Raw genomic sequence first — 22,877 nt, 5'->3', positions numbered from 1 at the left:
ACCACGGAAGGTACCTGCCGGGGCGCCGCCTCCGCTCCTCGTACGCCCACCGGGTGACCCTACTCTGCGTGGCCAACTTCCGGGTCTACACCCCTTTTCGGGACCGGCAAACCCCTGCCGGGCAGCGGATCGAGCACGATGCGTAGTCGGTTGCGAACTGTGGCCGCTGCGGCGGAAGCGCCCGGAGTGGCCGCTGCGTCGTCCGGGTGGCACGACACGTCTAGGCTCCTCGTCTTGTGAGTTCCGATTCGCTTATCGACAGCCTGACCGTCGCGGTGAGTGCCAACCCCGACGACGGTCCGCTGCGACTGCATCTGGCCGGGCTGCTGCTCGACGCCGGTCGGCCGGCCGAGGCCATCGCGCAGATCGGGCAGGCGCTCGCCCGGAATCCCGCCGACGCCGACGCGCAGTCGTTGATGCAGCGGGCGCTCGGCGGTGGCGTACCGGCAGCGGGTCCGGCGGCCGGATCGTCCGCGACCGGTCAGACCGCCGCGCCGACGACCGGCCCGGCGACCGGCGGCGGTGGCGCCGTCCCGCCACCGCCGGCCGACGACCCGCTGGCCGCCTACGAGAACGAACTCGCCGACGTGGTGCCGCCACGCTTCGCGTCGGCGAGCGACGAGCCGGAGCCGGTGGCCGGGGAGGCCGACCGGATGTTCGACGTGGAGACCTCCACCATCCGGCTCGGCGACGTGGGCGGGATGACCGAGGTCAAGGAGCGGCTGGAACTCGCCTTCCTCGGCCCGCTGCGCAACCCGGAACTACGCAAGCTGTACGGCAAGAGCCTGCGCGGCGGCCTGATGCTGTACGGCCCGCCCGGCTGTGGCAAGACGTTCCTGGCCAAGGCGATCGCCGGTGAGATGGGGGCGAAGTTCATCTCGCTGTCCATCGTGGACGTGCTCGACATGTGGATCGGCAACTCCGAGCGCAACCTGCACGAGCTGTTCCAGACGGCTCGGCGCAGCGCGCCGTGCGTACTCTTCCTCGACGAGGTGGACGCCCTCGGGCACAAGCGGTCCAAGGTGACGTCGAGCAACCTGCGGACGCTCGGCAACCAGCTGCTCGCCGAACTCGACGGGGTGGAGGGCAACAACGAGGGCGTCTTCGTGCTGGCCGCCACGAACACCCCGTGGGACGTCGACGCCGCACTGCGCCGTCCGGGTCGCCTCGACCGGGTGGTGCTGGTGCTGCCGCCCGACGCCCCGGCCCGGACCTCGATCCTGGAGTACCACGTGCGGGACCGGCCGATCGCCAACATCGACGTACGCCGGATCGTCGGCGCCACCGAGGACTTCTCCGGCGCCGACCTGGCCCACCTCTGCGAGTCCGCCGCCGAGTACGCGATGGCCGACTCGATCCGCCGGGGCGAGGTACGGATGATCGAGCAGCGCGACTTCGACCGGGCGCTGAAGGACGTGCGTCCCTCGACGAAGCCGTGGTTCGCCACCGCCCGCAACGTGGCGATGTTCGCCAACGAGGGCGGCGCGTACGACGACCTGGTGACGTACCTGAAGCGGCGGAAGATGCTCTGATGGCCGAGGGAGCCGTGGCCGACACGACGGGGCCCGGCGACGCCCCGCCCGGCGGAACGGGAATGACCGAAGAGGTCAGGGACTCGATGCTGGAACGGGCTCTGCAACTCGCCGAGGTCGGCCGGGTCAAGGCGGCGTACCCGCTGCTGTTGGAGGTGCTGCGCACCGATCCCGGCGACAGCTACACCCTCCAGGTGTACGCGCACTGCTTCCAGCGGGAGAACCGCTGGGCGGACATGCTGGCCGTGCTCGACATCGCGGCCCGGCGTACCCCGGACAGCGCCCAGCTGCATCGCAACCGCTCGGTCGCGCTCCGTCAACTGGGCCGGATCCCGGAGGCGCTCGACACCGCCGAGCGGGCCCGTACGCTCGATCCGGACGACGCCCGCAACGAGATCGTCCGGGCCGAGGCGCTGCTTCGGGGCACCGGCACCCAGGCCGTCCTGGCCGCCCTGGCCTCGACTCGGCGGGCTCGGGAACTCGATCCGGTCAGTGTCTGGGCGCACGTCACCGAGGCCACGGTGCAGCGTCGGATGGCCGAGTTCGGCCGGGCCCGGGCCGCGTACCTGGAGGCGCTGCGGCTCGCCCCCGAGGACCCGCAGGCTCTGTTCGGCCTGGCGACGCTGGATGCCGAGCGGGGACGGGCGGTCCGGGCCTCTCCGGTGATGGGCGGCATGCTCCAGGCGGTGCCCAACGATCCGGCGGCGATCCGGGCGGCGACGTCCGGGGCCCGGCAGGCGCTCTGGTTGCTCACCGATCTCGGCTGCCTTCTGCTCCTGCTCGCGAACTTCGTCGTGGTGGCGGTGCAGGAACTGGTGCCGTCCCGGCCGCTCGCCGTGGCCGGTGGCGTGATGGTCACCGTCGCGGCCGTCACCGGCGTGCTGGTGTTGCTCCGCTGGCGACTGTCCCGGCTGCCCGGACCGGTCCGGGCCCTCCTGCGCGCGAACCGTCACCGGTTCACCTTCGTCGCCGCCCCGCTGCGGCTCGCGGCGCTGGCCGCCGGAATGCTGCTGATCATCGTCGGCCCGCATCCGCCCCCGGTGGTCGAGATCGTCGGCCCCATCCTGTTCTCGGTACCGCTGCTGACGCTGCTGATCCGCTGGCGGAGTCGCGCCCTGCGGGAGTTCTTCTGGTTCGTCCGCCGCTGCTGGTTCCGGGCCCACCGCCCACCCGCGTCGGCCGGCTGATCCTCACCGATCCTCGACTGCGAGTCGCCCGACTCCCGGCGAGAGTCACTCGAATCCGGAGCGTCGCCGGCCGACGGCGAGCACCTTGACCCGCTGCCGCCCCGCCCGGACCATGCCCAGGGCCGCGAAGGCGGCGGCGATCCGCTCGGCGGCCTCCCGACTGGTGGCGCCGACGACCTGACGACGGCGCTCGGGCTCGATCCGCTCGTCCCGCCCCTCCTTGGACAGCGGTCGCACGTCGGTGAGCACGATGAGGAAACGGGTCACCGGGACCGCCCTCCGCAGTGGTCGGCGTGGCAGCCACGCCGTCCGCCGGGTTCGCGGTGGGCGGGCCGCCCAGGGTGGGCCTGGCGCCGGTCAGAATCCACGGGGCCCCGCCTCCGGCTCGGCCGTCGTACCGGCCAGCCCGCCCCAGCGGTCCCGGCACACGTAGGCCAGGTCGGCGTGGATCCAGGCGCCCTCGTTGTCCCTCAGCACGGGTCTGGCGCACCAACGACACCGGGATACCCGAGGCCAGCACGGGCTCGCTGTCATCTGTCGCCTCCAGGTCCGCGGGCTGGCGGGAGGGACACGGCGATCGGGTACGGGAAGGTCCGATCGCCGTGCGCCTCGTTCCCCTTCGGTCACCCACAGCCACCGTCGACACGACCACCGGCGGTGAGGACGTGATGACAGATTGCCAGTTGTGAACGCGTGAATGCAACTCTCACGGGCGTTCTCTCATGCACGCCTTCCCGCCAACATGTGACAGTATCGATGCATGGCTCCGAAGTCGTTCCGCGCCCGCCGCCTCGGCATAGCCCTACGCCATGCCCGCGAGGCGGCCGGGCTCACCCTCGAACAGGCTGCTGATGAGATCAACAGCACCCGCAGCACGCTCTCCCGGTACGAGAACGCGCAGACAATGGTCAGCCCGGCCTCGGTACGCGCGCTGCTCACGCTCTACAAGCGGCCGGAGAACGAGTTGGAGGACATGGTCCAGCTCGCCAAGGAGGCCCGGAAGCCGGGCTGGTGGGTGTCCTACTCGTACATCCTGGACCGCCGCACCATCGACTTCATCGCGGTCGAGGCCGAGGCCACCGCGATCGCGAACTTCGAGCCTTCGGTCGTACCGGGACTGCTCCAGACCACGGAGTACATCCGGGCGATCATGCGGGGCGGCCCGCACACCCTCGGCGACGAGGAGGTGGAACAGCGGGTCCAGATCCGGATCGGCCGACAGGAACGGCTGAAGGAGTCCGACCCACCGATCTTCGACGCCATCGTCGACGAAGGCGCGCTGCTCCGCCCGGTCGGCGGCGAGGCCGTGATGGCCGCCCAGCTAAAGAGCCTGCTCAAGATGTCCGAGCTGCCGAACGTGACCATCCAGGTCATCCCCCTCAAGGCCGGCTACCACCGGGGCACCCGTGGCTCCCTGCACATCCTCGAGTTCGCCGATCCGGAGGACCCGACCCTCGCCTCGGTCGAGACGGTCGCCGGGCAGCTGATCCTCGACCGGCCGCACGACCTGCGGACCTGCGCGAAGATCATGGAACACCTGCGGGCCGTCGCGCTGAGCCCCGCGGAGAGCCGCGACACCATCAACCGCCTCCTGAAAGGACTGTGAGATGCCACCGGAGACGAACGCACCACTGGCCAGTGCCGCCTGGCGGAAGAGCACCCGCAGCGGTGACCAGGGCGCCTGCATCGAGTTCGCCCAGATCATCAACGCCGCCCCCGACACCACCATCGCGATCCGCGACTCCAAGGACACCACCGGCCCCGTACTGACCTTCTCTCCGGCCGCCTGGACCGCATTCACCACCGCGCTGCCCGCCTCCCCCATTCTCCCCTGACCGGGGGGAGGCTGGCGGTCTCCGAGCTGCGTCCCCCCGGCAACGCTCGGCCCGCCCAGCTCCGGTGCCCCACGCCCCCTGTTCCGCCGGTCCGGGTCGGCGGGCAGGGGGCGTGGCGGAGATGCAAGGAAGGGCCCCTTCTTATCGCTTTCCGTTGTAGCGGGGGGCCCTTCCTAACACTTCTGCGGCTCGCACCGCTCGGTTAACCTTCGACACCGTGATCGCCACCGCCCTGCACCGCGCGCTCGCCGATCCGGGTCCACCGGCGCTCCGGCCGCTGCCGCCCCGGGCCGTCGAGCTGCTGCTGACGCTGGACGCCCCACCTCGGCTGGGCGCACACCTGCGGGCCGTACACGACGTCGCCGCGCGACTGCTCGACTGGCTGCGGCCGGCGTACCCCCGACTCGACGTCGACCACGACGCGGTGCTGTTCGGGGCGGCCACCCACGACATCGGGAAGACAATCCATCCCGAGGAACTCTCCGGACCGGGCTCCCGGCACGAACCCGCCGGCCGGGAACTGCTGCTTCGGCACGGCGTACCCGCCGAACTGGCCCGGTTCGCGGCCAGCCACGCCGGGTGGGACCGCCCCGCGATGAGCACCGAGGAGCTGCTGGTCAGCCTCGCCGACAAGATCTTGAAGGGCCGGCGGGAACCGGGGCTTGAGACACTGGTCGTCGGCCGACTCGCGGTGGCCGGGAACGAGCAGCCCTGGGAGGCGTTCATGCGGCTCGACGACGTGCTCGACGGGATCGGCGCGGAGGCCGACGCCCGGCTCGCCTTCCAGGCCCGCTACCCGACGGGCTGAGCGGGGCGATGAACACCGACGACTTCGAGTCCGGCCAGCGGGCCCGGGAGCACTTCCACACCCTGCGGGTGCTGCCCGGTGCCTGGACGGTGATCCGGCTGGACGGGCGGACTTTCTCCCGGTTCACCGAACAGCACTTCGACAAGCCATTCGATCCCCGGTTCAGCGAACTGATGACCGGCACGGCGCGCACCCTGCTGACCGAGCTGGCCGGCCGGTACGCGTACACCGAGAGCGACGAGATCTCCCTGCTGCTGCCTCCCGACACCGCGTTGTTCGGCGGAACCGTGGAGAAACTCGTCTCGATCTCGGCGGGCCTTGCCAGCGCCACCTTCACCAGCGCGGCCGGGCGACCGGCGCACTTCGACGCCCGGATCTGGCTGGGGGCGGGCGTCGCCGACGTGGTCGACTACTTCTCCTGGCGGCAGTCCGACGCGGCCCGGTGCGCGCTGAACGGCTGGTGCTACTGGACGTTGCGGCACGACGGCCGGTCCGCCTCGGAGGCCAACCGGGTACTGGACGGCGCCAGCACGTCGGACAAGAACGAACTGCTCTTCCGGTACGGGATCAACTTCGCCGAACTGCCCGCCTGGCAGCGCCGGGGCGTCGGGCTCTGGTGGGAGAGCCATCCGCATCCCGGCCACGACCCGGTGCGCGACGCCGAGGTGACCAGCACCCGGCGGCGGGTCCGGGTCGAACGCGAGCTGCCGATGAAGGGCGACTACCGCGAACTGGTGGAACGAGTCGCCACCAACCGAGCCTGAGCAGGCACCACCCGACCACGCTGCACCGGTCGGGCCAGCGCCACCGGCCTGGCCACGGCCACCGCCTCAGCCACGGCCACCGGCTCACCCAGGGCCACCGGCTCACCCAGGGCCACCGACTCACCCAGGGCCACCGACTCACCCAGGGCCACCGACTCACCCGCGGCCACCGGCGCGGTCCGGCCGGCGAGCCGGTGCAACCGTCCGACCAGGACCGCGAGCAGCGCCAGCTCCAGCACCACCAGGATCCGCTCCACCAGGCCCATCATCACCCGGCCACCGGGGAAGGCGACATAGTAGAGGCCGAGCAGCGCCAGCACGCTCGTCACGGCCAGCGCCCGAAGCCGGGGTACGGCGCCGCGCCAGCGTACGTCGACGGCCAGCCGGCGGATCGCCAGCAGCGTGGCGACCGGCAGGGCGACGAAGGCGGCCACCGATACGTACCGGTGCACGTATCCCCGGGTACTCAGCTCGGTCACCCCGATCGGGTCCGTCGGCACGATCGCGGCGGCGATCAGGCCCAGGCTCCAGACCAGGAGCAGCCCCTGCACGACGGCCCCGACCCGGGCGCGTACGGCCTGCAGCGCCAGCGGTACGGCCAACGACGTGACACCCAGGACGAGGATCGCCACGTTCATCGGCCAACCGTTGTTCGACACCGCGTAGTCGCTGATCGTCAGGGAGAGTGGACTCATCCCGGGGTCCGGAGCGAGGTGTGCGGCGACCCCGAGGGCCGCCGTCAGGGCGATACCTACGGCGGCAACCAGGGCGAGCGGGCGGGCGGTCCACGACTTCCAGCGGCATCCGGACATCATGTGACCAGCCTGGACGCGACGAACCGGCGCCGGATCCGGCGTGATCCCGGACCACTCCCCCGGTTGTGCGACCCTGAGCGGATCAGGGTGAGGCAGGCCCTACCAGGAAACCTGCGGCTACCGCCCCGGCTGCGGGTCGGCCGACCCTGACCGGCCGTCGAGGGTCGCCAGCGCGGCGATGGCGGCCCCCCGGGCACCGGCCATGTCGAGATCCGGCACCAGCGCGAACCGGGCCCGCTCCGCCTGCTCGGTCCGGAGTGTGGTGTGCGTCCGGACGGTGCCGAGGAACCACTCCCGGAACTCGGGACTCGCCTCGACCACACCGCCGCCGACGAAGTACGCGTCCGGGTCGACGAAGTTGGCCACGATGGTGAACAGCCGGCCCAACGCCATCGCCTGCTGCTCGAAGATCTTGAGCGCCATCGGGTCGCCGTCCACGCCGTACTGCCGGACCTGTCGGGCGGCCTGGAGCAGGTCGACCTCGCCGAGCGGATGCCCGACGAACCGGGTCAGCCAGTACGGCAGCAGATTCCGTCGGATCCCGGTCAGCGAGGCGACGCTCTCCACGTCCGCGACGAACCCGCAGTTGCAGAGCGGCACCGGCTGCCCCTCGGCGAGCAGGCCGTACATCGGAATGTGCACATGGCCGAGTTCGCCGGCCATTCCGGCGGTCCCGGTAACCACCCGCCCGCACTCGACCACGCCACCGCCGAGGCCGGTGCCGACGATGGCGGAGACCGACGACCGGCGCATCGCCTCGTCGCCGAAGTAGGAGTGGTGGGCGTAGAGCGCGGCGGCGTTGCCGTCGTTGTGGTAGGTCACCGGCAGGCCGAGCCGGCGTTCCAGGGCGGACCGGATGTCGAAACCCCGCCAGGCCGGCTGGGAGAAGTTCGTCGACCCCTTCGCGGAGATCACCCCGGTGGCACTGGCCGGCCCGGGAGTGTCCAGCCCGACGGCCCGGACCAGTTCCGCCGGGGTGCCGGTATGGGCCAACACCTGGGCCATCGCCGCCGCCAACGCCTCGACCGCCGCCTCCGGCCCCTCCAGCACCTGGCAGGGACTCTCGACCAGTTCGTCCACCAGGAAACGCCCGGTCGCGTCGAGCACCGTCGCGTTGTTGCTGTTACCGCCGTTGTCCAGTCCGACGACCACCGGGATGTCCGAGTTCGCCATGGGGCTGCCTCCTCGCCTCCGACGTCGGGCCCGAGCCGGAATTGCCTTACCCTGCCGTACCCGCGGTTATCCCGCAGCCCCCGGCCGGCGCCCGCGGGCCGACGGATCGGCTACCGAAACCGCCGGCCGGGGATCGACGCGGCGGACATCGTGCCCTCGGGGCGCGGAATCGACACATCCGCCGCTGACAAGGCGACCGTACGCTCCGCCGGTCTCTTCGGGCAGTCGACGCCGAACGACAGCTGAGGTGTCGTGGCCCGGACCGGCCCCGGCCCCGGGCCGGGCCACGACACGTCAGCGACAGCGCGACGCGGCACGACCGCCGGGCGGGTTGAACCCGCCCCGGCGGTCGCTGCTCAGCTGCTGCTGAACGCCGCCGCGGCGGCCGCCGGCCCGGTCGGGACGGGCACACCGTCGCATCCGCCGTCGATGCGGCCGGTGTTGAAGAAGCCGACCAGGTCGGCGGTGCACTCCATCAGCGCGGAGCCGTGCACGTCGTCGTCGACCGTGTACACCTTGCCGCCCGCGATGTCCCGCGTCTGCAGCGTCCACTCGTACGGTGACGGAACCTCCCACCGGTGCCCGGACAGCACCAGCGAACCGCCGCCGGGCTTGATCCGGAACGCCTGCACGGGCAGTGGCCAGCCGGCGCATCCGGCGGCGAAGTTGACCGACCGTCCGGTCATCGGGTTGTGCGTGAGGTTGCGGCGGTAGGCCGCCCACGCGCTGGCGAAGTCGGACCGGCTCGGGTCCTCGTTGCAGAACGCGGCCTTGTTCATGGTGCGGTTCGACCGCTCCGGCGCGTCGGCTGGCGGAGCCGGCGGTGGCGGGCCGGATCCTCCGAGGACCTGCTTGACCGTCGGCGGCGCGGTGGGGCCGGTCGCCTCCCGCAACTCCTTCAGGATCTGGCCGACGAGCGGCCACACCGGCGAGTCCTGGCCGGCGGCATCCGCGATGAGGCCGCCGTCAAGGGGCTCCGGCAGGTCGGTGAACCGGCGTGGGTTCGCATCGTAGTCGGCGCGGAGCGCGATGATCGTCTCGCGTACCTCGGCGGCGGTGGTGCCGAGCCCGTAGGTGTCGTCGTACTCGGACAGCCAGGCCGTCATCCGACCGGCCTTGCGCTCGGCCGCGTCGGCACGCCCCTGGACGAAAGCCGGAATGCTGAACCGCGGAATTGCGACGCTGTCCAGGAACATCCGGCCGACCTGTTGCGGGTACAGGGTGCGGTAGACGACGCCCAACCAGGTGCCCCAGGAGATGCCCAGGAAGTTGAGCCGCGGTTCACCGAGCCCGGCCCTGATCCGGTCCAGGTCCCGGGCGACGTTGGCAGTCGTGAGCTGACCCAGGAACGGAGGATCGGACCGCCCGCAGGCGGCGTTGGCGGCGACCTGTGCGTCGTAGATCCGCCGCGCGTGGTCCTCGGTCAACGGTCCGGGCGGAGGCGGATCCGGCATCTCGTCCGGTGCCGGACAGTCCACCTTGGTGCTGTAACCGACGCCGCGGGGGTCGAAGCCGATCAGGTCGTACCGCTCGTTCAGCCCCGCGGTCGACTCGCCGCGGAGTATGACCTCCACCGGCATGAGATAGCCGCTGCCACCGGGTCCGCCCGGATTCAGCGCCAGGCTGCCCAGCCGGTGCGCCTGGTCACGCGCCTTCAGCCGGCTGAGGGCCACGGTGATCTTCCGGCCGTTCGGGCGGCCGTAGTCGAGCGGAACGCTGACCGTGCCGCACTCCAGCCGACCCAGCAGCTCTCTGAGCTGCGGCTGTTTGTCCGGCGGCGCCAACAGCGCCAGCGTCTGGTCGGAGTACGCGGGACAGCTCTGCCAGGTGACCGGCGGCGCGTGCTGGCCGGCGGACGCCGGTGGCGCGACGACGGCCAGCAGGGTGCCCGCGAGTCCGGCCGCGGCCACCACCGCGGCGGCCCGCCGGCCGATCGTGCGAGTGTCGGATGGATTCATGGGACAACCGTGACGGCGAGCCGGCGCTACCCGCGTCTGCCGCGAGAGGTACCGGAGTATGCGACCTGCGATGGATTCCCCGCAGGTGGTGGTTCCGTAAGCTGCGATCGACATGGCTGAACATCCGGCGGGTAGCGTCCGCACACTGGCCCGCAGTCCCGCCGCGCAGGACGCGGCGCTCGCGGCGGCGGTACTGCTGCTCTGCGTGCTGCTCGGCACCCCGGTGGACGGGCTGGCCAAGTCCTCCGACAGCGCTCCGCCGGACGACAGCTCGGCGATGTGGTGGGCCGCGACGGTGGTCGCCGCGGTCGGCATCGCGATGCGCCGTCGCTGGCCACTGCCGATGCTCGTGTTGTGTACCGGCACCGTCGTGGTCCATCTGGCCCTGCTGGTACCGGTAACGGTCATCGACCTGAGCGCACCGATCCTGCTCGCCACCGTGGCGGTCCGGTACCCGCGGGCGATCTCCGTCGCGGCACTGGCTGCCATGCTGGCGATCGCCGCCGCCTCCAGCACGTTCGCCGTCACCCAGATCGACCCGCTGGCGCGGACATCGCAGCGCGAGGTGCGACGCCCGCTCCAGGAAGTACCTCCGCGCAAGGAGCTACCCCCACCCCAGGACGTACCGCCACGCCACGAAGAACCCCCACCCGCTCCCGCGCCGGTCGGCGTCGCGGTACGGCACATCTCGGGCATCGCCTGGAACGACCTGCCGGCGCTCATGGTGACGCTGATCGCGTCGTGGGCGATCGGGTCCGGCGCGCGCAGCCGGCGGGCCCACCTCGACGAACTGCACGCCCACGCCGCCGACCTGGAACGCCAGCGGGACCAGCAGTCGGCGCTGGCGGTGGCGGCCGAGCGGAGCCGACTCAGTCGCGAACTGCACGACGTCGTGGCGCACGGCCTGTCGGTGATGGTGATCCAGGCGCAGGGTGCCGCTGCCGCGCTGGACAACCGCCCCGCCGACACCCGCAGGGCGCTGGAGGCGATCGTCAAGACGGGCCGGGACTCCCTCACCGACATGCGCCAGGTGCTCGCCACGGTGGACCAGACAGACGACGCCTGGCGCCCGCAACCGGGGCTGGCCGCGCTACCCGCACTGCTCACCCAGGTGCGTGAGGCGGGAACCCCGGTGCGGCTGAAGATCGTCGGCGAACCGGTACCGCTGTCCACCACTGTGGATCTGTCCGCGTACCGGATCGTCCAAGAGGCGTTGACCAACGCGATGAAGCATGCCGGTCCCGCCGCCCGGGCCGAGGTCGTCGTCTCCTATACCGACGCGCACGTCGAGGTCGAGGTCACCGATGACGGGCCGGGCGACCTCCGGCTCAAGGGCGCCAGCAGCGGCGGCAACGGGCTGCGCGGCATGCGGGAGCGGATCCGCCTCCTCGGCGGGTCGTTCGAGGCCGGACGGCGGGCGTCCGCTGGTTTCCAGGTCCGGGCGGTACTGCCACTGCGAGGTCAACAGTCATGATCGACGTACTGCTGGCCGACGATCAGTCGCTGGTCCGCACCGGCTTCCGGATGATCCTGGAGAACGCGGACGACATGCGGGTGGTCGGGGAGGCCGGGAACGGTGCCCAGGCGGTGGCGATCGCCCTCGACCTGTGTCCCGACGTCGTGCTGATGGACGTACGCATGCCGGAACTCGACGGGGTTTCCGCGACCCGACGGATCTGCGTGGACGGCGCCGCGCCCGACACCCGGGTGTTGATCCTGACGACGTTCGACCTCGACGAGTACGTCTTCGCCGCCGTCCAGGCCGGGGCGAGTGGCTTCCTGCTCAAGGACACCCTCGCCCCGGACCTGCTGTCCGCCATCCGGGTCGTGGCGCGCGGTGACGCGGTGGTGGCGCCGAGCGTCACCCGCCGGCTTCTGGAGCGCTACGCCAGTGCCGGATCCCCGGGGGCCGCCGCCGCCGCGCTCGACTCTCTCACCGGACGCGAGCGCGAGGTGCTCGGCCTCGTCGCCCGGGGACTGTCGAACGCCGAGATCGCCGGCCGGATGTACATCTCCGAGGGCACCGTCAAGACCTACGTCAGCCGCGTCCTGGCCAAGCTGGGTCTGCGTGACCGCGTCCAGGCGGTCGTCTACGCGTACGAGTGCGGGCTGGTGCGCGCCGGCTCTCGGTGACTATGTCGACCCGTCACCACCTGTGCGGCTGCCGCAGCGGTGCTCACTGCGGGCAGTCGACCCCGATCGCCATCCGGACCCGCTCGTCCCGCCCGTTGGACCGGACCGTCAACGGGACACAGGCCGGCTCGTCGAGCCAGAAGCCGCCCGCGAACGCCACCCAGCCGGTCCGATCCGGGCAGCCCGGAAGACGCACCTGGCGTGCGGGCTCTGCCGGACTGCCCCAGCCGATCACGGTCCTGCCGGCCGAGCCCGCCGGCACCGACAGATCCACGGTCGAGTCGGCCCGCACCACCATGCCGGTCTTGGCGAAGAACCGGGCCGGACCCGCCTTCCCGGCCGGATGGACCTCCAACAGCCCCACCGGTACGGCGACGACCTCGGCCACCACCACCCGGTCCGCCGGCGGCGCGTCGAGGTGGTCGATGACGTGTGCGCAGGAGACCAGGCTCGCCCCGGCCGGGACCGGGCCGGTCGGCGTACGCCCCGGGATGGCCGTGGAGGTCGGCCCGGCGACACCGGTCGGGGTGCCGGACGCGGGTCCCGCCGGCTCCGGGCCGGTGCATCCGGTGGCGGCCAGCAGACCGATCGCGACGAGGACGGGCAGGGCCCGCTGTGTTGTCCGCACAGCCGAACCGAGTCACCAGCCTCGGCACCGGTTCCCGCCGTCGCTGGCGGACTGTGGGCTCCCGTCGCAGCGACGAGGCGCCGGCCACGCGCCCGGCCCAAAGGCCAGCGCGGATCTGGGCACCCCGTTCTGGTCAGTGGCGGTCGAGTGCCGCCTCCAGACGCTGGATGAGCGTCTTGCGGCCCTTTCCGGCGCGTTCCGCGCGCAGCGCCGCCTTGAGCTGATTGGCGTTGAGGCCGCGGACGTGTCGGGTCGCCTCGGCGACCGGCATCTCGGTGAGCGGCACGGTCGTGGAGTCGCGGCGCGCACGTTTGGCCGGCCCGGTGTTGGCGACGTACTGCTTGCCGGACTTCGACTCTCTGCGCTTCTTGGCGTCGGTGTCGCGCTGCTGCTCGGCAGAGAGTTGGTTCCATGCCTTGTCGGGGAGGTAACGGTCGGTTTCGCCGTCGTGCCGCGCCCGGGTGGTGCCCTGCCTGTTCCGCCACTTCTGGTCGCCCCAGTGCTGCAGGGACTTCTGACGGTCGTCCTTGGGGCCCTGATAGCCGCCGCCGTTTTTCTTATATTCCTGGGTGAGAAGCTGTGACTTGCGCGCCGACCACTGTCCCGGTCTGCCGCCCCGGTCGGACGCCTTGATCTCTTCCTTGAGCTTTTCCCGTAGCTCGGGCTTCGTGTATTGCGCCATGGGCGCGGGATACCCGCCGCTCTGCGGCGTACTCACTGGCGGGGGTCGGTCCGCTGTCGTCCGTCGGCCGCGTCCAGTGCCGCGTGCAGGTCGGCGAGCAGGTCCGCGGTGTCCTCGACCCCGCAGGAGAACCGGACGAAGCCGGCGGGAACGTCGTCACCCCACTGGGCCCGCCGGTCGGCGCTGGTGTGCAGGCCGCCGAAGGAGGTCGCCGCGAAGACCAACCGGCTGGCGGTCAGGAACCGCGCCACCCGCCCGGCGTCGCCGAGGTCGAACGACACGATTCCGGGCACCCGCCGAAGCTGCCGACTGGCCACCGGGTACGCCGGATCGTCGGGCAGCCCGGGCCACCGTACGCCCCGGACGTCGGACCGGTCCCGGAGTGCCACCGCCACCGCCGCCGCGTTGGCGCTCTGCCGGGCCAACCTCAGATCCAGGGTGGCCAGTGACCGGTGTGCCAGCCACGCGTCGAAGGCACCGGGGATCGATCCGGTGGTGGTCCGCCAGGCCCGGACAGCGTCGAGCAGTTCGGCGTTCCGGCTGGCCACGTACCCGAGAAGCAGGTCGGAGTGCCCGGTCAGCGCCTTCGTACCGGACGCGACCACCAGGTCGGCCCCCAGGTCCAGCGGTTGCTGCCCGAGCGGCGTGGCGGTGGTGTTGTCGACCGCGAGCAGTGCGCCGGCGGCATGCGCCCGCTCCGCCAGTTCGGCCACGTCGCAGACGTCCAGGCCCGGATTGGCCGGCGTCTCGACCAGCACCAGTCGTACGCCGTCGAGCGCCGGATACGGCCCGGCGGTCGGTACGAAGTCGACGCGTACCCCGAGACCGGCCAGCGTCTCCGTGGCGAAGGCCCGAACCGGGAAGTAGCCGTCGGTGGGAAGCAGCACCCTGTCACCGGGGCGGAGCACCGAGAGCAGTACGGCGGTGATCGCGGCCTGCCCGCTGGCGAAGGCGAGACAGTCTCCACCCTCCAGCTCGCCGATCGCCGCCTCCAGCCCACGCCGGGTCGGGTTGTCCGGTCGCCCGTACCCGTTCGGGGTCGTCGCGTACGGCTCGGCCGCCGGATCGAGATGGTAGGGCGCGGCGAAGACCGGACCGGGCAGGAACGGCTCCCCCGGCACCGGCTCCGGCAGACCCGCGTGTACGCACCGGGTGCCGTCGCCGTACCCGGAGAGGTCGGGCGGGCCGTGCGCCGCCCCGGTCACTCCGGCCTCGGCTTGCGACTCATCAGCACCGCCATCGCGGTGTGCGGGTCGGCACCCTCGTGACAGACCCGCTCGACCTGCTCGGTGATCGGCATCTCCACCCCGTGCGCCCGGGACAGGTCCCGGATCGCCAGGCAGCTCTTCACGCCCTCGGCCGTCTGCCGGGTCGCCGCCTGGGCCTGCTCCAGGGTCTCCCCCCGGCCCAGCCGCTCGCCGAAGGTGCGGTTGCGGGACAACGGCGAGGAGCAGGTGGCGACGAGGTCGCCGAGCCCGGCCAGTCCGGCGAAGGTGAGCGGGTCGGCGCCCAGGGCCACCCCGAGCCGGGCCGTCTCGGCCAGCCCGCGGGTGATCAGGGTCGCCCGGGTGTTGTCGCCGAGCCCCATCGCGGTGGTGATCCCGTACGCCAACGCGATCACGTTCTTCACCGCCCCGCCCAGTTCGGTGCCGATCACGTCGTCGTTGGTGTACGGCCGGAAGTACGGCGTGTTGACGGAGTTCTGCACCTCGGTCGCCCGATCCGTGTCGGTACAGGCGACCACGGTCGCCGCCGGCTGTTCACTGCCGATCTCGGCGGCCAGGTTGGGGCCGGAGACGACCGCGACCCGGTCGGCGGCGACCCCGGCGGTCTCCACGATCACCTCGCTCATCCGCTTCGTGGTACCCAACTCGATGCCCTTCATCAGGGAGACCAGCGTCGAGTCGGGTTCGAGGTGCCGGGCCCACTCCGCCAGGTTGCCCCGCAGGGTCTGCGCCGGCACGGCCAGCACGACGAGATCGGAGCCGGAGATCGCCTCGGCGGCGTCGGTGGTGGCCCGCACCCCCGCCGGCAACCGCAGTTGCGGCAGGTAGTCGGGATTGGTCCGGGTGGACCGGATCGCCTCCGCCACCTCGGGCCGGCGGGCCCAGACGACCACGTCCCGGCCGGCGTCGGCGAGCACCTTCGCGAACGCCGTACCCCAGGAGCCGGCGCCGAGCACCACGACGTGGGTCATGCCGTCACCCCGCCGCGCCCGGCACCGTCAGAACCCGGCCGGCCGATTCGCCCACGACGTCCGTTCATGCCGGATCTCCGGCCGGCGGGGCCGGATTGGCCTGCCCGGTCGACTCGTCGGCGCGGCGGTTCGCCTGTGCCGACCAGAGCGGCGGCGGCGTTCCGCCCCGGATCTCGGCAAGCATGTCCCGCAGCCGCAACATGATCGCGTCGGTCATCTCGTCCAGCACCGCCCGGCTGGGCGTGGCACCGGCCCAGCGGCGCAGGTCCACCGGCGGGCCGGCCATCACGGTGACCGGGATCTGGGGCCGGAAACTGAGCTTCTTCGTTCGCGGATCGAAGATCTTCTCCGGTCCCCACATCGCCACCGGGATCACCGGAGCCCCGGTGGCCAGGGCCAACCGCGCCGCTCCGGTCTTGCCACGCATCGGCCACAGGTCGGGCTCCCGGGTGGTGGTGCCCTCGGGGTAGATCACCACCGCACCGCCGTCCCGGACCGCGCTGACCAGCGTCTCCAGCGACCGGGCCGCGTCGACCGTGCCCCGCTCGACCGGAATCTGCTGGCACTTCAACAGGATCCGCCCCACCAGCGGCACCCGGAACACGCTCGCCTTGCCGAGGTACCGGGGCCAGCGACCGGCGTCGTAGATGTAGTGCGCCGAAACCAGCGGATCGGCGTGGGAGAGGTGGTTCGGCACGATGATCACGCCTCCGGAGGCGGGCAGGTGCTCCATGCCGCTCCAGGTGCGCCGCGTCCACCCGGCCATCGTCGGCTTGACCACGCTCACGGCAAACCGTCGCCAGAACCCCAGCCTGCGCCGTGCCACTGTGCCTCCTTGTCGTCCCCAACCCTGGCCCGGCCCGCCCGAGGCGCCGCCGGGCACCGGGCGCCACCGGTGGAGCGATCGCCGCCACCCGCGCCCGTGCCCACGGCCCTCGGCGACCTGACACCGCCGGCGGAGCGCCGCCGACCCGTGGGGGATGCCGCCGCCCGCAGCGAAATCATGCCTGCTCGCCCTGGGTACGGCCAGCCAGGGGTGCCACCGGTCCCACCGACGCCGCGCAGCGGTCGACACCGGCCGGCTGGCAGGATTGCCGCGTGGGTGAGCGGAACTGGACGGTGGTCGTGCCGGTCAAGCGCCTCGAATCGGCGAAGAGCCGGCTGCGGGGCGCGCTCGACGGGGTACCACACGAACGGCTCGCCCTGGCGCTGGCCGAGGACACCGTCGGCGCCGTACTGGCCTGCGCCCCGGTGGGTGAACTGCTGGTGGTGACCGACGATCCCGAGGTCACCCGGGTGCTGGGGCGACTCGGTGCCCGGATCGTGGCGGAACCGCCGGAAAGCGGGCTCAATCCCGCGTTCGGTGGGGGCGCCGCACTGGTCGCCGACGGCTGGGTCGCCGCGCTCACCGCGGACCTGCCGGCCCTGCGTCCGGTCGAGTTGGCCGAGGCGTTGCGGGGCGCCGAGAGCGGTCCGCCCGGCGTACGCCGGTTCGTCGCCGACGCCCCCGGTACCGGCACGGTCCTGCTCACCGCCCCTGCCGGAGTTGCGCTGGATCCCCGGTTCGGCCCGGGTTCGGCGGCGGCGCACGCGGCCTCCGGTGCCGTACCGCTCACCGCCGCCTGGCCGACGCTGCGCCGGGACGTCGACACCCCGGCGGACCTGCTCGCCGCCACGACCCTCGGCCTCGGCCGGCGCACCGCGGAGCTGACCCGGCGGTCCGCGCCGGCCGGAGCCGATCGCTGACCGGTCCGGAGCACCAGCCCCGACACCCGGTGTACGGTGCTGGGCATGCAGGGCACGGTGGCCACCTACGACCCGGAGACCCGGACCGGCACGCTGCTGCTCGATGACGGGGCCACGGTCACCTTCCCGGCCGCCGCGTTCGACGCCTCCGGCCTGCGGCTGCTCCGGCTGGGTCAACGGGTACGCCTCGAACACGACGCGGCCGGAACGCTGGTTCGGATAACGCTGCCCACCTTCCAGTGATCCGGTGGGGGCAAGTTCATTTTCCGTTCACCGCCCCCGGGGAATGATGGGGAGGTGAGCACCCCGCCGTCCCGTCGCCCCCAGTCCGAGCGTCAATCGCGATCCGGCTCCACCGAGCGCGCCACCGGCTCCGATGCGGCGGCCGAACCGCGCCGCGCCGCCCCCGGCCGATCCGCCGAACCGCGTCGAGCGACGAAGTCCCGGCCGGCACGCGCCGCGGACGGCAACGCCACCGGCAAGCTGGCGACCGGACGGAACGGGTCGGCCCCGGCCGGCCAGCCGGACGGTCCGACTTCCGATTCCCCGGCGGCCGAACCGGACCAGGCGGCGGATTCGGCTCGCGGGGCGGCCGGTGGGACGGACCGGACGCCGGCCACCGGACCGGACAACCCGGAACGGGGACGCCGGGGCAGCCCCGCCACCGGACCGGACAGCCCGATGCCGGCCAGCGGCATACCCGCCCGCTCCGGCGCGGCGATGCCGCCGGCCGATCCCGGCCCGCCGCCACCGGCCTCGGCGGAACCTCTGCCGCCGGACCGGTTCCTGAACCGGGAGCTGTCCTGGCTGGATTTCAACGCCCGGGTGCTGGCCCTGGCCGAGGACCCGGACACCCCGCTGCTGGAGCGGGCCAAGTTCCTGGCCATCTTCGCCAACAACCTCGACGAGTTCTACATGGTCCGGGTCGCCGGCATGCAACGCCGGCTCTCGGCCGGACTGCCGGTCCGGGGCGGCGACCAGATGCCGCTGCGTACCCAGCTCCAACTGGTCTCGGAGACCGCCGCCGACCTGGTGGCGCGGCACTCCCGCTGCTTCGTCGACGAGGTGATGCCCAAGCTCGCCGCCGAGAACATCGGTCTGGTCCACTGGGACGACCTGCCCGCCCCGGAGCGGCAGCGGCTGCGGACGTACTTCCGGGAGCAGATCTTTCCGGTGCTCACCCCGCTCGCCGTCGACCCGGCGCACCCGTTCCCGTACATCTCCAGCCGATCGCTCAACCTCGCCGTGGTGGTCCGCGACTCCGACGCCGGTTCGGAACTCTTCGCCCGGGTCAAGGTGCCCAACAACGTGCCGCGGTTCGTCCGGGTCGAGCGGGACGCCCCGGGTAGCCGGTTCCTGCCGCTGGAGGACCTGATCGCGGTCCACCTCGACCAGCTCTTCTCCGGCATGCAGGTGGTCGAGTGCCACCTGTTCCGGATCACCCGCAACGCCGAGGTGGAGGTCGACGAGGACCGCGACGAGGACCTGCTCCAGGCCCTGGAGCGGGAGCTGGCCCGGCGCCGGTTCGGCCCGCCGGTACGCCTGGAGGTGGCCGCCTCGGTCTCCGACCACGTCCTCGACCTGCTGGTCCGGGAACTCGACATGGACAGCCAGGACGTGCTGCGGGTGCCGGCGCTGCTCGACCTGTCGTCGCTGTGGCAGGTCTACAACGAGTGCGACCGGCCCGATCTGAAGTATCCGCCGTTCGTGCCGGCCACCCATCCCCGGCTGGTCGAGGGCGAGGTGCCGCGCAGCGTCTTCGCCACCCTGCGCGACGGCGACGTCCTGCTGCACCACCCGTACCACTCGTTCTCCACCAGCGTGCAGCGGTTCATCGAGCAGGCCGCCGCCGACCCGAACGTGCTGGCCATCAAGCAGACCCTCTACCGGACCAGCGGCGACTCCCCGATCGTGGACGCGCTGATCGACGCCGCCGCCGCCGGCAAGCAGGTGGTGGTGCTGGTGGAGATCAAGGCCCGGTTCGACGAGGTGGCCAACATCGGCTGGGCCCGGGTGCTGGAGCGGGCCGGCTGCCACGTGGTCTACGGCCTGGTCGGGCTCAAGACGCACTGCAAGACCGCCCTGGTGGTCCGGCGGGAGGGCAACCAGATCCGCCGCTACTGCCACATCGGCACCGGCAACTACCACCCGAAGACCGCTCGGCTCTACGAGGACTTCGGCATGCTCACGGCCGACCCGGAGGTGGGCGCCGACCTCACCGACCTGTTCAACGTGCTGACCGGGTACAGCCGGCAGACCTCGTACCGGCGGTTGCTGGTGGCGCCGCAGGGCATCCGGAGCGGCCTGATCGAACGGATCGAGCGGGAGATCGGGCAGGTCGAGCGGGGCGTACCGGGTCTGGTCCAGTTCAAGGTCAACTCGCTGGTGGACGAGGCGATCGTCGACGCGCTCTACCGGGCGTCGCGGGCCGGGGTGCACGTCGACCTGCTGATCCGGGGGATGTGCACGCTCCGGCCGGGTGTACCGGGGCTGTCGGAGAACATCCGGGTGCGGTCGATCCTGGGCCGGTTCCTCGAACACTCCCGGGTGTTCCGGTTCGGCAGTGGCGGCCCGGACGACGGCGTCGAGTTCTGGATCGGTTCGGCCGACCTGATGCACCGCAACCTCGACCGCCGGGTGGAGGCGCTCGTGCAGGTCGCCGATCCGGTCGCCCGAGCCGAGCTCGACGAGCTGCTGACGATCTCGATGGGTGACCAGATCGACGCGTTCGAGCTGGCCGGGGACGGCAGTTGGACCCGCCGCACCGGCAGCCCGGACCGGCCGATGATCCACCTCCAGGAGGCGCTGCTGCGCCGGTTCTCCGGGCGCGCCAAGTGAACCGGGTGCCCCGTCGAGGCGGTGGCGGCCCCGGATCTGCGGACTAGGCTGGCCCGATGCTGGAGGAGGAGCGCAAGTACGAGGTGGGCCAGGAGTTCCTCCTGCCCGATCTGTCCGATGCCGTACCGGCCGGTGGCCGGCTGGTCGAGCTGCCCCCGGTGACCCTCACCGCGACCTATCTCGACACCGCCGACCTGCGCCTGGCCCGGGCCGGTGTCTCGCTGCGGCACCGCCGGGGCGACGCCCTCCCCTGGACGGTCAAACTGCCCGCGGACAGTCCCGGGGTACGGCACGAGATCTCCCGCAAGGGCCGACCGAAGGCGCCGCCGGCCGACCTCGTCGCACTCGTCACGGCGTACTCCCGAGGAGTCGAGCTGACCCCGGCGGCGGTCGTACAGACCGTCCGCCGGGCGTACGAGCTGCGCGACGACGCAGGCCGGGTACTGGTGGAACTCGCCGACGACGCGGTGTCGGTGCTGGACGGCAAGCGGATCCGGACGACGTTCCGCGAGATCGAGGTGGAGCGCAAACTCGGCGAGCGGGAGCTGCTCGACCGGGTGGAGTCGATACTCACCGCCGCCGGTGCCCAGGCCGGGGGCTTCACCCCGAAGCACGTCCGGGCACTCGGCGCGGCGGCCGAGGGCGAGCCGGAACTGGTCGCCCCGGGCGAACTGCCCGCCGAGCCGAGCGCCGGAGACGTGGTCGTCGCCGCCATCCGCCGCAGCACGGGCCGGTTACTCGGACACGATCCGCTGGTCCGGCTCCGGGCACCGGTCGGCGACGACGACACCGCCGTACACCAGATGCGGGTCGGCTGTCGACGGCTCCGCAGCGACCTGCGGACGTTCGGGCCGCTGGTCCGCAAGTCCTGGACCCGGCCGCTGCGGGACGAGTTGAAGTGGCTCGCCGGGGTACTCGGGCAGGCCCGCGACGCCGAGGTGCTGCGGGCCCGGCTGTCGCGCACGGCGGCGGCCGACCCGGTCAGCCCGCTCGATCCGGCGGCGGTGGCCCGGATCGACCAGGTGCTCGCCACCCGGCACGAGGCGGCGCTGGCCGCCGTCGACGAGGCGCTCGGCTCGGCGCGTTACCTCGCCCTGGTCGAGGCGCTGGTGGACGCCGCCCGGACGCCGCAGTTGACCGGCCGGGCCGGACGACCCGCGACCGAGGTCCTGCCCCGGCTGGTGGCCCGGCCCTGGCACCGGTTGACCGACGGCGACGACGAGGTCGACGGTGCCGCCGACCTCGACCCGGCGGCACCGGACGAGCGCTGGCACGCGGTCCGGATCAACGGCAAGCGGGCCCGGTACGCCGTCGACGCCGTCGCCGGGGTACTCGGCGGCGAGGCGGCGAAGCTCGCCCGCGCTCTGGCGAAGGTGCAGGACCTGCTCGGCGAGCACCAGGACGCGGCGATCGCCGCGCAGACCTGGCTGTCGATCGCCGAACTGGAACGGAGCGACCACGTCACGGCGGTCACCGCCGGGCGGCTCTTCGAACGGGAGCGGGCCAGCGTGCACGCCGCCCGGGCCGCCTTCCCCGCCGCCTGGGACCGGGCGGCACGCAAACGCCGGACGGCCTGGCTGCGATGACTCCGGTACGGGCAGCGGGTGGCGTGGTCTGGCGGCGGTCCGACGACGTCGTGGAGGTGTGTGTCGTACACCGTCCCCGGTACGACGACTGGTCGCTGCCCAAGGGCAAGCTGGATCCGGGGGAACATCCGCTGACCGCGGCGGTACGCGAGGTCGCCGAGGAGGCCGACGTACGCGGAGTGCCGCAGGTACGGCTGCCGCCGGTGCACTACCTGATGCGCGACGGTGCGCCGAAGGTGGTCGAGTTCTGGTCGATGCGGGCCGCCGGCTCGGGTGGCTTCCAGCCGCAGACCGAGGTCGACGACGTGCGCTGGCTGCCACTGGGCGACGCCACCGGACTGCTCAGCTATCCGCACGACGTGACGGTGCTCGGGAACTTCGCCGCCCTGCCGCCGGTGACCGCGATGGTGGGACTGGTCCGGCACGCGCCGGCCGGCAAACGGGGCACCTGGTCCGGGCCGGACACCGCGCGTCCGCTGGACACCGCCGGCCGGGAGCAGGCCCACGCCCTGGCCGAACTCCTCGCGCTCGTCCGCCCGGTACGCCTGCTCTCGGCGGCGCCCCGGCGGTGCGTACAGACGCTCCAGCCGCTGGCCGAGTTGCTCGACCGGCCGGTCGAGGTCGATTCCCTCTTCGCCGAGCCGGCCCCGGGGCAGGACGCGGTGGAGAACGCGCTCGCCGCGGCCGGTGCGCTGCTCGACCTGGCCCGTACCGGCACCTCGGCGGCGGTGTGCAGTCAGGGCAAGGTGATTCCGGAGGCGTTGGCCCGGCTGGCCGCCCCGACGAATCCGACCGGGCGGGCGCAGGACTTCCAGACCGCGAAGGGCACCGGCTGGCTCCTCGCGTTCGCCGCCGACCGGTTGGTCGCCGCCAGCCGGCTGGACGGCGCGGACCGGCTCACCGCTGCGGTCTCCTGACCTGCGTAGCGGCGATTCTGCGGGTACAGCCGCCCGGAGGGTACGGATTACCGGGCAACGGGGTTTCCAGGCCGCCCA

At 72.4% G+C, this 22,877-nt stretch carries 22 protein-coding genes; 13 read left to right on the top strand and 9 right to left on the bottom strand.

The features are described 5' to 3' along the window. Positions 1–236: 236 nt before the first annotated feature. Together H4W31_RS17090 and H4W31_RS17085 are read left to right on the top strand one after the other, a co-directional pair. Positions 237–1,532 (top strand): ATP-binding protein, encoded by a 1,296-nt coding sequence (locus H4W31_RS17090; RefSeq protein WP_192767569.1) that lies wholly within the window; start codon positions 237–239, stop codon positions 1,530–1,532. Continuing rightward, positions 1,532–2,719 carry a tetratricopeptide repeat protein gene (locus H4W31_RS17085; RefSeq protein WP_192767568.1) on the top strand — a complete coding sequence of 396 codons (1,188 nt, stop codon included), beginning with the start codon at positions 1,532–1,534 and terminating at the stop codon, positions 2,717–2,719. The genes H4W31_RS17090 and H4W31_RS17085 overlap by 1 nt, the downstream gene beginning before the upstream one ends. Positions 2,720–2,764: 45 nt before the next feature. On the opposite strand, the gene H4W31_RS17080 is transcribed toward H4W31_RS17085, so the two are convergent. Beyond that, positions 2,765–3,019 carry a hypothetical protein gene (locus H4W31_RS17080; protein WP_225946713.1) on the bottom strand — a complete coding sequence of 85 codons (255 nt, stop codon included), beginning with the start codon at positions 3,017–3,019 and terminating at the stop codon, positions 2,765–2,767. A 460-nt stretch (positions 3,020–3,479) separates the two neighbouring features. On the opposite strand from H4W31_RS17080, the gene H4W31_RS17075 reads away from it, so the two are divergent. The 4 genes from H4W31_RS17075 (at position 3,480) to H4W31_RS17060 (ending at position 6,126) form a co-directional block, all read left to right on the top strand. After that, positions 3,480–4,325: a helix-turn-helix domain-containing protein gene (locus H4W31_RS17075; protein WP_192767566.1), complete on the top strand. Its 846-nt coding sequence runs from the start codon at positions 3,480–3,482 to the stop codon at positions 4,323–4,325. 1 nt (position 4,326) lies between these two features. Continuing rightward, positions 4,327–4,554: a DUF397 domain-containing protein gene (locus H4W31_RS17070; protein WP_192767565.1), complete on the top strand. Its 228-nt coding sequence runs from the start codon at positions 4,327–4,329 to the stop codon at positions 4,552–4,554. A gap of 217 nt (positions 4,555–4,771) precedes the next feature. Beyond that, a complete protein-coding gene (locus H4W31_RS17065) occupies positions 4,772–5,362 on the top strand; it encodes an HD domain-containing protein (protein ID WP_192767564.1) in 591 nt (196 codons plus the stop codon). An 8-nt stretch (positions 5,363–5,370) separates the two neighbouring features. Then, positions 5,371–6,126 (top strand): tRNA(His) guanylyltransferase Thg1 family protein, encoded by a 756-nt coding sequence (locus H4W31_RS17060; RefSeq protein WP_192767563.1) that lies wholly within the window; start codon positions 5,371–5,373, stop codon positions 6,124–6,126. On the opposite strand, the gene H4W31_RS17055 is transcribed toward H4W31_RS17060, so the two are convergent. The 3 genes from H4W31_RS17055 to H4W31_RS17045 form a co-directional block, all read right to left on the bottom strand. Continuing rightward, positions 6,084–6,941: a DUF998 domain-containing protein gene (locus H4W31_RS17055; protein ID WP_192767562.1), complete on the bottom strand. Its 858-nt coding sequence runs from the start codon at positions 6,939–6,941 to the stop codon at positions 6,084–6,086. The two genes, H4W31_RS17060 and H4W31_RS17055, sit on opposite strands and share 43 nt — an antisense overlap. A gap of 117 nt (positions 6,942–7,058) precedes the next feature. Beyond that, positions 7,059–8,114 carry an ROK family protein gene (locus H4W31_RS17050; protein ID WP_192767561.1) on the bottom strand — a complete coding sequence of 352 codons (1,056 nt, stop codon included), beginning with the start codon at positions 8,112–8,114 and terminating at the stop codon, positions 7,059–7,061. Positions 8,115–8,470: 356 nt separating this feature from the next. Next, a complete protein-coding gene (locus H4W31_RS17045) occupies positions 8,471–10,072 on the bottom strand; it encodes an alpha/beta fold hydrolase (RefSeq protein ID WP_192767560.1) in 1,602 nt (533 codons plus the stop codon). 112 nt (positions 10,073–10,184) lie between these two features. Here H4W31_RS17045 and H4W31_RS17040 point away from each other — a divergent pair, with 112 nt between their 5' ends. After that, the gene (locus H4W31_RS17040; RefSeq protein WP_192767559.1) at positions 10,185–11,546 is read left to right on the top strand and encodes a sensor histidine kinase; all 1,362 of its coding nucleotides are present in this window, start codon (positions 10,185–10,187) and stop codon (positions 11,544–11,546) included. Then, complete coding sequence (locus H4W31_RS17035; protein WP_192767558.1) at positions 11,543–12,205, top strand: response regulator; 663 nt, start codon at positions 11,543–11,545, stop codon at positions 12,203–12,205. The genes H4W31_RS17040 and H4W31_RS17035 overlap by 4 nt, the downstream gene beginning before the upstream one ends. Before the next feature lie 43 nt (positions 12,206–12,248). On the opposite strand, the gene H4W31_RS17030 is transcribed toward H4W31_RS17035, so the two are convergent. The 5 genes from H4W31_RS17030 to H4W31_RS17010 form a co-directional block, all read right to left on the bottom strand. Next, entirely contained in the window at positions 12,249–12,833 is a 585-nt protein-coding gene (locus H4W31_RS17030; RefSeq protein WP_192767557.1) for a hypothetical protein, read from the bottom strand. Positions 12,834–12,966: 133 nt separating this feature from the next. Continuing rightward, positions 12,967–13,515: a hypothetical protein gene (locus H4W31_RS17025; protein WP_192767556.1), complete on the bottom strand. Its 549-nt coding sequence runs from the start codon at positions 13,513–13,515 to the stop codon at positions 12,967–12,969. Positions 13,516–13,547: 32 nt separating this feature from the next. Next, a complete protein-coding gene (locus H4W31_RS17020; protein WP_192767555.1) occupies positions 13,548–14,720 on the bottom strand; it encodes a cystathionine gamma-lyase in 1,173 nt (390 codons plus the stop codon). Then, positions 14,717–15,712, bottom strand: coding sequence for an NAD(P)H-dependent glycerol-3-phosphate dehydrogenase (locus H4W31_RS17015; RefSeq protein ID WP_192767554.1), 996 nt, complete (start codon positions 15,710–15,712; stop codon positions 14,717–14,719). The genes H4W31_RS17020 and H4W31_RS17015 overlap by 4 nt, the downstream gene beginning before the upstream one ends. 64 nt (positions 15,713–15,776) lie before the next feature. Next, positions 15,777–16,538: a lysophospholipid acyltransferase family protein gene (locus tag H4W31_RS17010; RefSeq protein WP_192767553.1), complete on the bottom strand. Its 762-nt coding sequence runs from the start codon at positions 16,536–16,538 to the stop codon at positions 15,777–15,779. 272 nt (positions 16,539–16,810) lie between these two features. Between H4W31_RS17010 and cofC the strand changes: the two genes are divergently transcribed. From cofC to H4W31_RS16985, 5 genes are all read left to right on the top strand, one after another. After that, positions 16,811–17,458 (top strand): 2-phospho-L-lactate guanylyltransferase, encoded by a 648-nt coding sequence (gene cofC, locus H4W31_RS17005; protein ID WP_192767552.1) that lies wholly within the window; start codon positions 16,811–16,813, stop codon positions 17,456–17,458. Positions 17,459–17,503: 45 nt separating this feature from the next. After that, on the top strand, positions 17,504–17,701 hold the full coding sequence (locus H4W31_RS17000) for a cold-shock protein (protein WP_192767551.1): 198 nt from the start codon (positions 17,504–17,506) through the stop codon (positions 17,699–17,701). Positions 17,702–18,139: 438 nt separating this feature from the next. Then, entirely contained in the window at positions 18,140–20,296 is a 2,157-nt protein-coding gene (locus H4W31_RS16995) for an RNA degradosome polyphosphate kinase (RefSeq protein ID WP_192772167.1), read from the top strand. Between the two features lie 56 nt (positions 20,297–20,352). Continuing rightward, positions 20,353–21,882, top strand: a complete 1,530-nt coding sequence (locus H4W31_RS16990; protein ID WP_192767550.1) for a CYTH and CHAD domain-containing protein — start codon at positions 20,353–20,355, stop codon at positions 21,880–21,882. Further along, positions 21,879–22,799 (top strand): NUDIX domain-containing protein, encoded by a 921-nt coding sequence (locus H4W31_RS16985; RefSeq protein WP_192767549.1) that lies wholly within the window; start codon positions 21,879–21,881, stop codon positions 22,797–22,799. Before H4W31_RS16990 ends, H4W31_RS16985 begins: the two co-directional genes overlap by 4 nt. Positions 22,800–22,877: the final 78 nt, after the last annotated feature.

The organism is Plantactinospora soyae (assembly GCF_014874095.1).
In the GTDB taxonomy this organism is placed as follows: domain Bacteria; phylum Actinomycetota; class Actinomycetes; order Mycobacteriales; family Micromonosporaceae; genus Plantactinospora; species Plantactinospora soyae.
The sequence above is the reverse complement of the archived record's forward strand: the minus strand, read 5'-3'. Positions and strand labels throughout refer to the sequence as shown.

Bases quoted from the DNA above. Each gene is read 5' to 3' on its own strand.
- H4W31_RS17075 (WP_192767566.1), top strand. From the start codon at position 3,480: ATGGCTCCGAAGTCGTTCCGCGCCCGCCGCCTCGGCATAGCCCTACGC.
- H4W31_RS17015 (WP_192767554.1), bottom strand. From the start codon at position 15,712: ATGACCCACGTCGTGGTGCTCGGCGCCGGCTCCTGGGGTACGGCGTTC.
- H4W31_RS17045 (WP_192767560.1), bottom strand. From the start codon at position 10,072: ATGAATCCATCCGACACTCGCACGATCGGCCGGCGGGCCGCCGCGGTG.
- H4W31_RS16995 (WP_192772167.1), top strand. From the start codon at position 18,140: ATGCCGGCCAGCGGCATACCCGCCCGCTCCGGCGCGGCGATGCCGCCG.
- H4W31_RS16985 (WP_192767549.1), top strand. From the start codon at position 21,879: ATGACTCCGGTACGGGCAGCGGGTGGCGTGGTCTGGCGGCGGTCCGAC.
- H4W31_RS17085 (WP_192767568.1), top strand. From the start codon at position 1,532: ATGGCCGAGGGAGCCGTGGCCGACACGACGGGGCCCGGCGACGCCCCG.
- H4W31_RS17070 (WP_192767565.1), top strand. From the start codon at position 4,327: ATGCCACCGGAGACGAACGCACCACTGGCCAGTGCCGCCTGGCGGAAG.
- H4W31_RS17025 (WP_192767556.1), bottom strand. From the start codon at position 13,515: ATGGCGCAATACACGAAGCCCGAGCTACGGGAAAAGCTCAAGGAAGAG.
- H4W31_RS17055 (WP_192767562.1), bottom strand. From the start codon at position 6,941: ATGATGTCCGGATGCCGCTGGAAGTCGTGGACCGCCCGCCCGCTCGCC.
- H4W31_RS16990 (WP_192767550.1), top strand. From the start codon at position 20,353: ATGCTGGAGGAGGAGCGCAAGTACGAGGTGGGCCAGGAGTTCCTCCTG.
- H4W31_RS17060 (WP_192767563.1), top strand. From the start codon at position 5,371: ATGAACACCGACGACTTCGAGTCCGGCCAGCGGGCCCGGGAGCACTTC.
- H4W31_RS17040 (WP_192767559.1), top strand. From the start codon at position 10,185: ATGGCTGAACATCCGGCGGGTAGCGTCCGCACACTGGCCCGCAGTCCC.
- H4W31_RS17035 (WP_192767558.1), top strand. From the start codon at position 11,543: ATGATCGACGTACTGCTGGCCGACGATCAGTCGCTGGTCCGCACCGGC.
- H4W31_RS17050 (WP_192767561.1), bottom strand. From the start codon at position 8,114: ATGGCGAACTCGGACATCCCGGTGGTCGTCGGACTGGACAACGGCGGT.
- H4W31_RS17000 (WP_192767551.1), top strand. From the start codon at position 17,504: ATGCAGGGCACGGTGGCCACCTACGACCCGGAGACCCGGACCGGCACG.